General features: G+C 65.0%; 13 protein-coding genes. 7 read left to right on the forward strand and 6 right to left on the reverse strand.

The features are described from left to right. Positions 1-31 precede the first annotated feature (31 nt). The 5 genes from ABD819_RS01545 to ABD819_RS01565 all read right to left on the reverse strand — a co-directional run bounded on the left by ABD819_RS01545 (position 32) and on the right by ABD819_RS01565 (position 1,990). The gene (locus tag ABD819_RS01545) at positions 32-748 is read right to left on the reverse strand and encodes a hypothetical protein (RefSeq protein WP_345120214.1); all 717 of its coding nucleotides are present in this window, start codon (positions 746-748) and stop codon (positions 32-34) included. Between the two features lie 74 nt (positions 749-822). After that, entirely contained in the window at positions 823-1,137 is a 315-nt protein-coding gene (locus tag ABD819_RS01550; protein WP_345120216.1) for a DUF3846 domain-containing protein, read from the reverse strand. A gap of 49 nt (positions 1,138-1,186) precedes the next feature. Beyond that, complete coding sequence (locus ABD819_RS01555) at positions 1,187-1,432, reverse strand: hypothetical protein (RefSeq protein WP_345120218.1); 246 nt, start codon at positions 1,430-1,432, stop codon at positions 1,187-1,189. A 14-nt stretch (positions 1,433-1,446) separates the two neighbouring features. Then, a complete protein-coding gene (locus tag ABD819_RS01560) occupies positions 1,447-1,767 on the reverse strand; it encodes a hypothetical protein (protein WP_345120220.1) in 321 nt (106 codons plus the stop codon). Beyond that, on the reverse strand, positions 1,757-1,990 hold the full coding sequence (locus ABD819_RS01565; RefSeq protein ID WP_345120222.1) for a hypothetical protein: 234 nt from the start codon (positions 1,988-1,990) through the stop codon (positions 1,757-1,759). The genes ABD819_RS01560 and ABD819_RS01565 overlap by 11 nt, the downstream gene beginning before the upstream one ends. A gap of 364 nt (positions 1,991-2,354) precedes the next feature. Here ABD819_RS01565 and ABD819_RS01570 point away from each other — a divergent pair, with 364 nt between their 5' ends. The 6 genes from ABD819_RS01570 (at position 2,355) to ABD819_RS01595 (ending at position 8,569) form a co-directional block, all read left to right on the forward strand. Further along, positions 2,355-2,750: an SLOG family protein gene (locus ABD819_RS01570; protein ID WP_345120226.1), complete on the forward strand. Its 396-nt coding sequence runs from the start codon at positions 2,355-2,357 to the stop codon at positions 2,748-2,750. Between the two features lie 929 nt (positions 2,751-3,679). Beyond that, a complete protein-coding gene (locus ABD819_RS01575; RefSeq protein ID WP_345120228.1) occupies positions 3,680-3,973 on the forward strand; it encodes a hypothetical protein in 294 nt (97 codons plus the stop codon). Continuing rightward, complete coding sequence (locus ABD819_RS01580) at positions 3,960-4,439, forward strand: M15 family metallopeptidase (protein ID WP_345120230.1); 480 nt, start codon at positions 3,960-3,962, stop codon at positions 4,437-4,439. Before ABD819_RS01575 ends, ABD819_RS01580 begins: the two co-directional genes overlap by 14 nt. A gap of 250 nt (positions 4,440-4,689) precedes the next feature. Beyond that, entirely contained in the window at positions 4,690-6,666 is a 1,977-nt protein-coding gene (locus ABD819_RS01585; protein WP_345120232.1) for a KUP/HAK/KT family potassium transporter, read from the forward strand. A 23-nt stretch (positions 6,667-6,689) separates the two neighbouring features. Then, complete coding sequence (locus tag ABD819_RS01590; protein WP_345120233.1) at positions 6,690-7,148, forward strand: potassium-transporting ATPase subunit C; 459 nt, start codon at positions 6,690-6,692, stop codon at positions 7,146-7,148. Between the two features lie 314 nt (positions 7,149-7,462). After that, positions 7,463-8,569, forward strand: coding sequence for a porin (locus ABD819_RS01595; RefSeq protein ID WP_345120235.1), 1,107 nt, complete (start codon positions 7,463-7,465; stop codon positions 8,567-8,569). A 188-nt stretch (positions 8,570-8,757) separates the two neighbouring features. Here the strand turns inward: ABD819_RS01595 and ABD819_RS01600 are convergent, their stop codons facing one another. Beyond that, positions 8,758-9,117: a hypothetical protein gene (locus tag ABD819_RS01600; protein ID WP_345120237.1), complete on the reverse strand. Its 360-nt coding sequence runs from the start codon at positions 9,115-9,117 to the stop codon at positions 8,758-8,760. Between the two features lie 298 nt (positions 9,118-9,415). Between ABD819_RS01600 and ABD819_RS01605 the strand changes: the two genes are divergently transcribed. Beyond that, entirely contained in the window at positions 9,416-12,895 is a 3,480-nt protein-coding gene (locus ABD819_RS01605; RefSeq protein WP_345120239.1) for a class I SAM-dependent DNA methyltransferase, read from the forward strand. Position 12,896 lies beyond the last annotated feature (1 nt).

A 12,896-nucleotide genomic window follows, 5' to 3' on the forward strand; every position in this document is an offset into this window, starting at 1 on the left:
AAAGCGCGGCGGGCGGGCTGCCGGTGGATGATTAAGCGGCTTGGCTTACGCCTTCCTTGGGTTCGGGCTCCTGGCTCAAGCGGGGCAGCTGCTCGTCGGCCTGGGGCACGGTGTAGCCGTGCTGCTGGCGGATGTCGGCGAGGCCGGTGAAGGTTTCGGCACGCCAGATGGGGAAGTCGCGGGCGAAGTCGCGGCGGGCAGCTACTTCGGCGGGGTCGGCGGCTTCGTAGCTGAACTGGGCGATGTAGTAGGTGGCCTTCTTGCCGTCTTTGGTCGTCTCCTTCTTCTCGGCCTGCACCTTCACCACCACGTCGGCCAGGGTGAGGTCGTCGTAGAAAAGCGGCTCAATGAGGCGGTAGAGGTTTTCGACGCTGTAGCCATGGAAGAGCACGGCGCAGATGGCGCCCTTTTCGTCGGTGAAATAGAGCTCGGCCCACGTCTTGCGGCCCATGTTCAGGATGTCGTCGCTGAAAATGCGCCAGGCCAGCGGGATGAAGCGCAGCGACTGGCCGAGGGGCGTGGTGCCGTTGCTATTGAACTGGCCGGCCTTGGCGTCGAAGCGGATTTGGCGCGGGTGACCGGGCAGGTAGCGGAACGGGTTGCTCCAGGTTTCTTCGCCGGTGCTTTCGTCGACGCCGGCGACGAGGTATGCCGGGCGCGTGCTAGGAATGATGGCCAGGTCAGAAACCTGAGCGGCGGGTGCGGCCTTCGCGGCGGCGGTTTTGGGAGTGGTGGTGGCGGTTGCCATAATTGGGAAGGGGTTGGGAAGTAAAAAAGCGGGGCCAGTTGGCGGCCGGCCCCTGCGCCGTTTTGGGGTTGTTGCTAGCGGAATTGCTTGTCGTGGCAGACGATGGCGCGGCCCACGATGGAGTCCTGGCCCCGCGCTTCGGGTTGGTGCTGGTACCAGAGGTAGGTGGCCAGCAGATTGAGGTAGGCGGGGTGGCGGAACTTGCCCTCGTCGTCGATTATCAGAATCAGCTCGGGGCTGAGGCGCACCACGTCGACGGTCTGGCAATCGAGCAGCTGGTACAATTCGGCCAGCTTGAAATTGCGGCCGTTGGCCGGGCTGACGGGTTGGGGGGTGGCGCTGTGCGGGTCGAGCAAGTGCGGCTGGTAAGTAGTAGCGGTTTGAGGCATGGTGGGGCTGGTTTGGTGGGGCCGCCCGGCTTGGCCGGCCCCTGGTGGGTTAGAAGATTGGGAAGGCGTGGGCGCTGGCGTGGAAGAGTTGAATGGCGGCGGCTATGGCATCGAAGGGCGTGGCGCCGGTGCCGCGGAAGTGGGCCACCACGGCCCCGGTATGTGGGCTGGGCACGTCGTACTGGCAGTTGTAGCGGCGGCCCTGAGCGAAGGCGTAGCCGGTGAAGTGGGCACCGGGCACGGGAAAGCAGGCGGCGGCAACCTGGGCGAGGCTGGGGGCGATGGTGGCGGGCATGGCGGGGCCGGTGGTTACTGAATGGGGGTGCCGTATTTGGCAGCGTAGGCGGCGCGGACGGCCCTTTCGGCGGCGGCCCTGGGGGTGGCGTGGTAGGCAGCAGCGGCGGCGGCATAAGCGGCGCGGGCGGCCTGACGGTGGCGGGCAGCGGCTAAGAGCTTGCGGAAGCGGCCGGGGCCAAAGTCATTATCCCGCACCTCCCACAAAGCCCGGTCGGCGTAGTATTTGACCGACTGCGCACGGGCCAGCACCTCGTAAGGCGTGAGCGGGGCCGGGGCCGGCATGGTGGCCGCCCCCACTGCGGGAGCGGCCAGGGCGCACGGGCTAAGCTGCATGAGCGACCAGCTGAGGAGCCGAAACGTAGCAGCACCCGCACTGGCCTAGCGCGTCGCGCCCCTCCTGGCACACCACGCACACGATTTCGGCGGCCTGCTCCTGCGCCCCGCTGAATGCCTGCTCGGCGGACGACAGCACGCGGGCGGCGTGACCCTCGGCAGCCTCGGCCAGCATGACCACCCCGGCGGCCTGCTCTTTGGCGGCCTGCGCGTAGTGGGCCACGGCGGCGGTGATGGCAGCAAACGGGCACGCAAGGCCGCACGCGAAATAGGAAGCCCACCCGTACTCCGTGCCGGCCTGCGCGACGAAATAGTGAACCCCGTACTGGGTGTGGGTGACGCTGCCGGTGATGCTGACGTGGACGCCGGCGGAATGGAGGGCGGGGCCGCACCAGGCGGTAGTGGCTAACTCTGTGAACTGAAAGTGGGTGAACATGGCCTGTAGGTGTGAGGCGTGAGACAGCAGGCAGGGCCTTTCCCTTGTGCTTGTACAAATATACGCAATAATGAGTAAAAAAAGACACAAATTAGAAAGAAAAACACGATAAAATGTAGAAAAATACACGGCCATTGAGTATCTTTACAACATGGAAAAAGACAAAAAAACAGTGGCGGTGGTGGGTAGCCGGGGCGTGGCCAGCTGTCCCGCGCTACTGGCCCGACTGGCGGAACTGGCCCCGGCGGAACTGGTGAGCGGCGGGGCTACCGGCGTAGATAGCCTGGCGGCCAAGTGGGCACGGACCAATGGCGTGCCGGTACGCGAGCTGCGGCCCGACTATGCCGCCCACGGGGCCACGGCCGCCACCCACGTGCGCAACGCCGAGATAGTGCGCCTGGCCGACCTGGTGCTGGTGGTGTGGGACGGCCAGAGCAAGGGCACGCTGAGCGCGGCGCGGGCGGCGGCCCGGCTGGGGCGGCCCTGCGAGTGGCTGCTGGCCCCGGCACCCGGCGCGGGGCCAGTGGCCGGCGGCCTGGGAATGTAGCCCGCCCGGCGGCGCCCTGCCGGCCCCGACCCTACCGAACAGTTAGATGCTTTTCTCGGCGGCGCGGAGCCCGCCATGGGGCGCGTAGCGGGCCTTATGAGGGTGGAGCCCGAGGCCATGCAGAGCGAAGCGGAGCATATCGCAGGGGTTTGGGGGCCGCCCCAATAAAACGCGCCCGGAGGGCACCGCATTGAGGCAGCAACTGCTAATGCTCCTGTGGCCGCTGGTGCCGCTTTTAGCCGCGGGCTGCCGTTTTTGAGCGGGTGGGGAGAGGCTGGCTGACTTTTGGAAGCGGGCCGGGGTGTTGGGTTGCGGTAGCGGCAGCTGGCTGACTGCAGGGAAGCTGGGCGGCGCGTGGGGCGGTAGTTACGGGGTTGTCCTGAGTTGCTGCGGGAGGTGGGGAGGAAGAGGCTGGCACGGCGTGGCGACGACGGGAAGCCGGCGAAATGGAGCGCAGGCGCAACAACGTGGAGCCGGAGCGTAATGCAGCTGGTCTGGAAGGAGGAGTGACGACGGGCGGGCCGGGCGGTGGGGTTGCGGTAGCGGTGGCTGGCCGACGGAAGTGAGTGGAGCCCTGCGAAGCATAGTGAGCGAGGAGCGCAGGTACGGAGCGACGAGGGAACGGTGCGCAGCGTGGGCGGAAGGAATGGAGGGCGGCGAGGCGGCGCGTGGGGCGGTGTTTCGGGAGGCTCGGGAAGTCGCGGGAGGGTTGCGTGAGGGATGGTAGCCAAGCGAGCGAAGGGAGCTGACCGCAGGGCCGCAGCGCAGCGGAGTGGCGCACAGCCCGACCCCGGAACGACCAGCGGGAGTGCAGGGGGCACGCCCTGAATAGTGCAATATAATAGGTGGCTCTGGTGCTATATCGAAAGGTGTTGCGTGTACGTATATTTGTACAAACAACATTTGCATTCTACAAAGCCCCCTGCCCTATGTTATTCAGCAGCTCAAAACTTGGTCATATTGGCCAAATCCTCAGTACCGGCGCGGTCTGGGAGATTGGAACGTCGGCTTTTACGCCACCCACGGCGAATGAGATTGAGACGTTCGTGCACGTCGTTATTCAGGTGGTGGTGGGTATTGTGACGGTGGTGGCTACGGTGCGCAAGATGTTCCAGAAGCCGGAAACGGTGGTGAAGCTGCCGGCGATGGGTGCCGTGGTTGCCCCTGCTCCTGCTGCTCCTACCGAAACTGGTGCTGCCGAATCTGCTCATGACTCCGAGTAAGCCTGCTGCCGCTGGGGTCGTGACCAAGGAGGTGCGGGTTGTGCCGGTACTGATGGCTGCGGGGCTGAAGGTGCAGGCGGCTCGGCTGGCTCAGGCGGTGCCGGCTCTGCGGGCGGCTTACAGCCAGGCGCTGGCCCGCTGGGTCGGGGACCCGGGGTTGCGGCTGCTGGCGCTGCCCATTATAACGGAATGCTACCGGTCGCCCGAGCGTCAGGATGAGCTTTATAAGCAAGGGCGAAGCAAGCCGGGGCCTATCGTGACATACAAGCGGGGCGGAGAGTCGAACCATAACAGGCTGCCGGCGCCGGCGCTGGACGTGGCCTTTCTGCTGCCGGATGGGGAGGTGTCGTGGTCGGGGTTGCTGCTGAGCAGGTTTGCGCGGCTGATGAAGGCGGCCGATGCGCGGGTGCACTGGGGAGGGGACTGGCCGGGGTTTAAGGACCGGCCGCATTTTGAGGTAGTTTGAGGTATCGGGAGCGGCAGGGCCTGTAATGCGTTGGCGGCGGCGGCGATAGAAAGGTATCGGTCCTCGTCGTTGAGGGAAGCCGCGTGGGTGGCGCCTGAGCAGCGTGCGGGAATGGTCATTGTTGAGCCAGCGCCGTAAGCATACGAAGGGGCTGGATAGCGGTGCGGGCAATTGCCTGGCAGCTCCATCCCCCCTATTTGGCTACTTTTAGCGCGACTTACCTGAATTATCGTTACCCCCTGTCCTTCTCATGATAGCAGAAAAGCACCCTGCTGCGACCGCAGAAAAACACCCGCACACCGCCATTTCTGCCGGCGGGCTGCTCATTGCCTTGGGCATTATTTACGGGGACATCGGCACCTCGCCGCTGTACGTGATGACGGCCATCCTGAAAAGCGCCCGGGTGCCGGGCCTGATTGAGCCGAGCCTGATTCTAGGGGCCATTTCGTGCGTGGTGTGGACGCTGACGCTGCAAACCACCGTTAAATACGTCATCATCACCCTGAACGCGGACAACAACGGGGAGGGCGGCATCTTTTCCCTGTACTCGCTGGTGCGGCGCCGGGGCGCGTGGCTGGCGGCCGTGGCCATTGTGGGCGGGGCGGCGCTGCTGGCCGACGGCGTGATTACGCCGCCGATTTCGGTGTCGTCGGCGGTGGAGGGGCTGCGGGCGGTGTACCCGGACATTCCCACGGTGCCGATTGTGATTGGCATCATCGCGGGCTTGTTTCTGCTGCAAAGCTTTGGCACTCAGATTGTGGGCAAGGCCTTCGGACCGATTATGCTGTTGTGGTTTGGGATGCTGGCGGTGCTGGGGGGCAGCTGGGTGGTGCAGAACCCGGTGATTCTGAAGGCGCTGAACCCGGTGTACGCCTACGACCTGCTGGTGAAGTACCCGGGCGGGTTCTGGCTGCTGGGCTCGGTGTTTCTATGCACCACCGGGGCCGAGGCCTTGTATTCGGACCTGGGCCACTGCGGCAAGGGCAACATCCGCATCAGCTGGGTATTTGTGAAAAGCGCGCTGCTGCTGAACTACTTCGGGCAGGGGGCGTGGCTGCTGGCGCACCAGGGCCAGCAGTTGGGCACCCGCAACCCGTTTTATGAGCTCATGCCGCCGTGGTTTCTGCTCATTGGTATCGGCGTGGCCACCGTGGCGGCCATCATTGCCTCGCAGGCCCTCATCACGGGCTCGTTTACGCTGGTGGCCGAGGCCATTCGCCTGAACATGTGGCCCAAGGTGAAGCTCAACTACCCCACCGACGTGAAGGGGCAGCTCTACGTGCCGAGCATGAACCGGCTGCTGCTGCTGGGCTGCATCGGGGTGGTGCTGTACTTCCGCGAATCGGCCAATATGGAAGCGGCGTATGGCCTGGCCATTACGCTGACCATGCTCATGACGACGGTGCTGCTGACCATGTGGCTGCGGGTGAAGCGGGTGAACCCGGTGTTGATTGGGCTGTTTGTGCTGGTGTACGGGGCCATCGAGGGCTCGTTTCTAGTGGCCAACCTCATCAAGTTTCCGCATGGGGGATGGGTGTCGCTGGCCATTGGCGGGGTGCTGATGGGCGTGATGTACGTGTGGCTGCGGGCGCACTTCATCAAGCGCCGGCTCACGGATTTCGTCAAAATTGCCCCCTACGTCGACAAACTGCAGGAGCTCAGCGACGACGAGACGGTGCCCAAGTACGCCACGCACCTGGTGTTCATGTCGTCGGCCGAGCGCAACTCCGAGATTGAGCAGAAAATCATGTATTCCATCTTCCAGAAGCGGCCAAAGCGGGCCGACATCTACTGGTTTGTGCACGTGGAGAACACCGACCAGCCCTACACCATGGAGTATAAGGTGACGGAGCAGGCCGCCAACGACGTCCTGCGCATCACCTTCCGCCTGGGCTTCCGGGTGCCGCAGCGCATCAACCTGTACTTCCGCAAGGTAATTGAGGACCTGGTGCGCAACAAGGAAGTGGACATCACCTCGCGCTACGAGTCGCTGAATAAGCAGCAAGTGACGGGCGACTTCCGCTTTGTGGTGCTGGAGAAGTACCTGAGCGTGGAAAACGACCTGCCGACGATGGAAAAGATGGTGATGCAGGCCTACTTCTACATCCGCCAGTTCATTCCGTCCGAGGACCAGTACTTCGGCCTGGACACGTCGTCGGTGAAAGTAGAGAAGGTGCCGCTCATCATCGCGCCGGCGCAAAACGTCACGCTGACGCGCATTACGTAACCCGCTCGTAGCTGTTTTCTGTTATGAAAAGTAGGTTTCCCTCGCTGTTCCGCTTTATCTGGGTAATGGGGCCGCTGTGCTTTGGGGCCGTACTCGTCCTGGCCTGGGACGTGGCGGAAGCGACGGCGCCAGCAGCCCGAGTGACCCGGGAGCGGGCGCTGGCGCAGGCCCGCGACGGCTACTTCCACGCCCCGGGGGCGGCCGATGCCTACGTCGTGCAACCGGCAGTGCCGGGGGCGGTGGGGGCAGGCCTGACCGGGGCCGTGCTGGCCGGGGCGCCGTACCTGACGCCCGCCGACGCCGAGGCCGAGGCGGCCGTGGTGGCGCGGCGGCGGGGGCTGCCGGCCGGGCAGGTGCGGGCGTTGGTAGCGGCGCACCGCGCCCCCCTGTGGTGGGGCCTGCTGGGACCGGACCGGGTGGACGTGGCCGCGCTGAATGCCGCGCTGGCAGTCCTGCCACCGGCCCCTGGCATATCACGCTGAGGCTTATGCGACGAAGCGGGTGGGCCAGCTGGGCACCTGCACGCTACCACTTTGGTAAAAACGGTTTGTCAAAATGATAGAGAAGGGTTGTGCCTGGGCCACCCGCTGGTTGGATTGGCAAAAATTCATTAGTGCCTTTCAACTACTTACGCGACAGCTGACGTGGTGAGGTGATGTGGACAGGAATTGGCTAGCGCGACAGCTGACGTGGTGAGGTGATGTGGACAGGAATTGGCTAGCGCAAGTGAAGCCGTTACCTGGCGGTTTCCTCCTTCGCGCCCTGCGCCTACACCAAGAACCCAACCACGCTACACATGCACTCTTTTTTTCGCCTGGCCCTGGCCAGCAGCTTTGTTCTACCCACGTTGGCCCTGGGCCAGACCGCTCCGGCCGATACCGTGACGGCGGCCCCGGCTGCCAGTCCTTGGACGTTTTACGGGTACGTGGACGCCTACTACGGCTACGACTTCAACCGCGCCAACTCGCCGCAGCGGCCGGCCTTTCTGTATTCCCACAACCGCCAAAACGAGTTTACCGTGAACCACGGCCTGGTGGGGGCGCGCTACCAGGACGAGCGGGTGCGGGCGTCGCTGGCGCTGCAAGCGGGCACCTACGTGGAGGCCAACTATGCGGCCGAAACGCCGGTGATGCGGCCCGTGTACGAGGCCTACGCGGGCTTTCGGCCCACCCGGCGCAGCTGGCTGGACCTGGGTATTTTCACCTCGCACCTGGGGTTTGAGTCGGCTATCAGCAAAGACAACTGGACGCTGACCCGCTCGCTGATGGCCGAGAACTCGCCCTACTTCGAGTCGGGGGCCCGCTTCACCTACGAGGCCTCGCCCAAGCTGACGCTGACCGGGCTGGTGCTCAACGGCTGGCAGAACATCCGGGAGAACAACCGGGGCAAGGCCGTGGGCACGCAGGTGCAGTGGAAGCCTGCGGCGAAGTGGGTGCTGAATTCGAGCACCTTCGTCGGCAACGAGCAGCCGCAGGACTCGGCGCGTCGGCGGCGCTACTTCCACGACTTTTACGCCAGCTACGCTGCCACTTCCCGCCTGAGCCTGGCGGTGGTGTTCGACATCGGCCAGCAGCAGGCGCCCGGCCGGGCGGCCGACACCTGGCATACGGGCGCGGCCTTTGTGCGCTACGCCTTTGCCGAGCGCTGGACGGCCGCGGCCCGCGCCGAATACTACTCGGCCGACCACGGGGTCATCATCGCCGCGCTGGCCCCGGCGGCGGCCACTCCCAACGTACTGGTGCGCGGGGCCTCGCTGAACCTGGACTACGCCCCGGCGCGGCAGGTACTGGTGCGGCTGGAAGGCCGGGTGCTGCGGGCCGGGCAGCCGCTGTTCGCGGATGCGGCGGCGCTGCCCACGCGCACCTACGGCAACGGCACGGCGTCGGTGAGCTTTGGGTTTTGAGGGGGGTAGCGAAATTTGGGCGATGCAGCGGATGAATGCAGCCGATGCGCCGGGGCATCGAAGCGCGGGGACTGGCCGCACTTTAAGGTGCGCGGGTGAAACAGAACGAGCGGACCTGGTGGCCCGCTCGTTCTGTTTTGGAGGGAAATGCGGCGGTTGAATCCGGCGCAGACAGGGAAGCACCGGATTTAGTTATTGCGGTCGGTGTCGGTGACGGTGATGACGTTGTTGCGGTCGATGGCAATGGTGTATTCGTGGCACTTGCTCACGTCGGTGGTTTTAACGTAGTCGATGTTGTTGACCTTGAGCGTGAACGTGGTGGAGCCGGCCGCGTAGTTGGCGTAGTCGGACGAGGCACCGGCGGCCACGTTGTTGATGTTGACGGTGCTGCCGCCGGAAGTCTTTATCTGCACGCTGGCGTTTTGGGTGCCGTTGTTGGTGATGCGGGCGCGGGGGTCTTCGTTGCTGCACTTCTTGCCGCAGCCGCTGGCCGCGAAGGTGAGCACGCCGGCGAAGAGCAGGGGCGCGAAGGAGGTAAGGACTTTCATGGGGTTGGGGAATGGGGTACGGGTGCCCCCGGCGGGGTGCGGGAGGCGATGCAAATTGCCCAAGGCGAAGATGGTGCCACGGTTCCCGCCAGGTTTCGAGCTTTTGCGGTCCATCAGGAAGAGAAAGGTCTTTTCTGCTTGGCTGACAGCAAGCAAAGCTAGTGAAGGAGGACAGATTTTTGGCAAATCAGGCCAACTGTTTCCCAACCGCTGATAACTAAAGCTACCTTCGTCCTTCTACCAACCCGCTGGCTTTTTTCGGGAAGCCGGACCACTCCGCAAGGACTACTTCCACTACGTGCTGTACACCGACTTTGAAACCCGCTGGCTGAAATCAGGGGGCGCGGAACGGGCCAACTACGGCCTGTTTCTGACCGACCTCTGCGACCTGCTGGGCGTGGCCCGGCCCGATGCCACTTCCGACGACCCCGCGCAGGATGCCTACGTGCTGGAGCGGGCCGTGACGTTCAGCAACGGCGGCCCCGGCGGCAAGGCCAGCACCGGGCGCATCGACCTCTACAAGCGCGGGTGCTTCGTGCTGGAAACCAAGCAGGGCACCGACACGCCCGACCAGCAGGCCCGGGCCGCCAAAGCCGAGCTGGGACTGCCCGCCGACAAGCGCCGCAAGGGCCACGCCGTGCGCGGCACCGCCAAGTGGGGCCAGATGATGGAAGCCGCCCGCCAGCAGGCGCTGGGCTACGTGCGGGCGCTGCCCGGCTCGGAACCACGGCCGCCGTTTGTGGTGGTGGTCGACGTGGGCTTCTGCATCGACCTGTACAGCAACTTCGCCGGCGTGGGCGACAACTACGTGCCCTTTCCCGACTCGCAGACCTACCGGCTGCGGCTGGCCGACCTGAACGACGAGGCGGTGCGGGCCCGGCTGACGCAGCTCTTCACCGACCCGCAGCAGCTGGACCCGAGCCGGCGGGCGGCGCAGGTGACGCGGCAGCTGGCCGGGCAGCTGGCGGCCCTCTCGGCGCAGCTGGAGCGGGCGGGGCACGCCTCCGACGTGGTGGCGCAGTTTCTGATGCGCTGCCTGTTCACGATGTTTGCCGAGGACGTGGCGCTGATTCCGAAAGACTCGTTTTCGGGGCTGCTGGCGGCGTACGCGGCCACGGCGGAGCTGCGGGGCCTGCTGCCCGATGCCCTGCAAAGCCTGTGGCACACCATGGACAAAGGCGGCTTTGCGCCCGACCTGCGGGCCAGGCTGCGGCGTTTCAATGGGCAGCTGTTTCATGATGCCTCGGCGCTGCCGCTGAATGCCGACCAGCTGACGCTGCTGCGCGAGGCGGCGAAGGCCGACTGGGCAGAAGTGGAGCCGGCCATTTTCGGCACGCTGCTGGAACGGGCGCTGGACCCCAAAGAGCGGCACAGCCTGGGGGCGCACTACACCCCGCGCCGCTACGTGGAGCGCCTGGTGGTGCCGGCTGTGGTGGCCCCGCTGCGCCGGGAGTGGGCGGCGGCGCAGGCGGCCAGCGCCCGCCGCCTGGAGGAGAACAAGCCCAAGGAAGCGCGCGCCGAGCTGGTGACGTTTCTGCGGCGGCTGACGTCGGTGCGGGTGCTGGACCCGGCCTGTGGCTCGGGCAATTTCCTGTACGTGACGCTGGAGCACCTCAAGCGGCTGGAAGGCGAAGTGCTGACTGCTATCAACAGCTACGGCCAAACGGGCCTGCTGGACCTGGCCGGGGGCACGACGGTGAGCCCGCGCCAGCTGCTGGGCCTGGAGTTGAACCCGCGGGCGGCGGCCATTGCCGACGTGGTGCTGAAAATCGGCTACCTGCAATGGCACCTGCGCACCAACGGCATCACGCAGCTGGCCGAGCCGCTGCTGGACGAGTACCGCAACATTCGCCAGCAGGACGCCGCCCTGCGCCACGACGCGCCCACGCCCCGCCTCGATGCCCACGGCCAGCCCGTAACCCGCTGGGACGGCACCACCCGCCCGCACCCGACGACCGGCCAGCCCGTGCCCGACGAAACCGCCCGCACGCCCGTGCTCGACTACCCCAACCCCCGCCCCGCCGAGTGGCCCGAAGCCGATTTCATCGTGGGCAACCCGCCGTTTGTGGGGCCCGCCCGCATGCGCGACGCCCTCGGCGACGGCTACACCGAAGCCCTGCGCCGCGCCTACAAAGGCAAAGTGCCCGACTCGGCCGACCTCGTGATGTACTGGTGGTACAATGCCGCCGCCGCCGTGCAGCGCGGCCCCGCCGAGCGGTTCGGCTTCATCACCACCAACAGCCTCAAGCAAACCTTCAACCGCCGCGTGATGCAGCCCTTCCTGGAAGGCGACTCGGCCCCGCTCACCCTCACCTTCGCCATTCCCGACCACCCCTGGGTAGATGCCGCCCAAGGCGCCGCCGTGCGCATCGCCATGACGGTGGCCGAACGCACCGCCGCCAGTTCCGCCGGCCAGCTGCTGGTGCTGAAAACGGAAGCCGTGGCCGAAGGAGAAGAAGCGGCTGAAGTGACGTTTGAGGAACAGCAGGGCCAGATTCTTTCTGATTTATCAGTAGGTGCTGCGTTGGATAGCGCCCTTGCGCTCACAGCTAATGATGGACTGGCAAACCGAGGCATGCAACTCTACGGTGCTGGTTTTCTTTTGAGCGAAGACGAGGCGAACAGAATTATCAAATCTGAACCCCTCAGCTCTGCAATTATCAAGAAGTACCTTAATGGCAAAGACTTCGCAGGCAACAGCCGAGGCGTAAAAGTCATTGACTTTTTTGGACAAGCCGACAGCGAAGCACTAACCAATCATCCTATTGCTTACCAGCATATCCTAGAGCGGGTAAAGCCGGAAAGAGACCAAAGCAAGGAACCTAGAGTAAAAGCTAAATGGTGGCTTCATGGTCGCACTCGCGACGACTTGCGTGCTGCTATTAAGCCACTCCAACGGTACATAGCGACTGTTGAAACGGCAAAGCATAGGGTGTTTCAGTTTCTAGATGCGGATATTATTCCAGATAATATGCTGGTGGCTGTTGCTCTAGACGATGCGTATTTTCTTGGGGTTTTATCTAGCGGAATACATCAAACTTGGGCATTAGCAACAGGAGCAATTCTTGGTGTAGGCGGAACACCGCGCTACAATAAATCCCGCTGTTTTGACCCCTTCCCCTTCCCTGCCGCCACCGAAGCTCAACAGGCGGAAATCCGCAAGCTGGCCGAACAGCTCGACGGCCACCGTAAGCGTCAGCAGGCGCAACACCCCACGCTCACCCTCACCGACCTTTACAACGTGGTGGAGAAGCTGCGGGCCGGGCTGCCCCTGACGGCCAAGGAGCAAGTGACCCACGAAAACGGGCTGGCCGCCGTGGTGCTGGAGCTGCACAAGCAGCTCGATGCGGCCGTGGCGGCGGCCTACGGCTGGCCCCCCGCCCTGCCCGATGCCGAGCTGCTCACGCGGCTGGTGCAGCTAAACCAGCAGCGCGCCGCCGAAGAAGCCGCCGGCACGGTGCGCTACCTGCGGCCGGCCTACCAGGCCCCGGCAGGTTCGGGCAGCGAGCAGCTGTCGATGAGCCAGGGCCTGACCACGGAATCGGCGGGCAGTGAGGTACTGGTAGTGCGGCGCGAGTGGCCGGCGGGACTGGCACAGCAGATGCGGGCCGTGCGCGAGGTGGTGGAAGGCGGCTCGGGCGGGGCGCTGACGGCCGCGGGCGTGGCGGGCTGCTTTGCGGGCAAGGTGCGGGCCGGGCAGGTGCAGCCGCTGCTGGAGTCGCTGGCGGAGCTGGCGCTGGTGCGCCACGTGCCGGAAATGGATGCGTATGCGATGTAGC

It is taken from the genome of Hymenobacter antarcticus (genome assembly GCF_039539545.1).
Classification (GTDB): Bacteria; Bacteroidota; Bacteroidia; order Cytophagales; family Hymenobacteraceae; genus Hymenobacter; species Hymenobacter antarcticus.

Excerpts from the sequence above, each read along its gene's own strand:
- ABD819_RS01570 (WP_345120226.1), top strand. The coding sequence starts at position 2,355 with ATGGAAAAAGACAAAAAAACAGTGGCGGTGGTGGGTAGCCGGGGCGTG.
- ABD819_RS01555 (WP_345120218.1), bottom strand. The coding sequence starts at position 1,432 with ATGCCCGCCACCATCGCCCCCAGCCTCGCCCAGGTTGCCGCCGCCTGC.
- ABD819_RS01590 (WP_345120233.1), top strand. The coding sequence starts at position 6,690 with ATGAAAAGTAGGTTTCCCTCGCTGTTCCGCTTTATCTGGGTAATGGGG.
- ABD819_RS01575 (WP_345120228.1), top strand. The coding sequence starts at position 3,680 with ATGTTATTCAGCAGCTCAAAACTTGGTCATATTGGCCAAATCCTCAGT.
- ABD819_RS01595 (WP_345120235.1), top strand. The coding sequence starts at position 7,463 with ATGCACTCTTTTTTTCGCCTGGCCCTGGCCAGCAGCTTTGTTCTACCC.
- ABD819_RS01550 (WP_345120216.1), bottom strand. The coding sequence starts at position 1,137 with ATGCCTCAAACCGCTACTACTTACCAGCCGCACTTGCTCGACCCGCAC.
- ABD819_RS01580 (WP_345120230.1), top strand. The coding sequence starts at position 3,960 with ATGACTCCGAGTAAGCCTGCTGCCGCTGGGGTCGTGACCAAGGAGGTG.
- ABD819_RS01560 (WP_345120220.1), bottom strand. The coding sequence starts at position 1,767 with ATGCAGCTTAGCCCGTGCGCCCTGGCCGCTCCCGCAGTGGGGGCGGCC.
- ABD819_RS01545 (WP_345120214.1), bottom strand. The coding sequence starts at position 748 with ATGGCAACCGCCACCACCACTCCCAAAACCGCCGCCGCGAAGGCCGCA.
- ABD819_RS01585 (WP_345120232.1), top strand. The coding sequence starts at position 4,690 with ATGATAGCAGAAAAGCACCCTGCTGCGACCGCAGAAAAACACCCGCAC.
- ABD819_RS01600 (WP_345120237.1), bottom strand. The coding sequence starts at position 9,117 with ATGAAAGTCCTTACCTCCTTCGCGCCCCTGCTCTTCGCCGGCGTGCTC.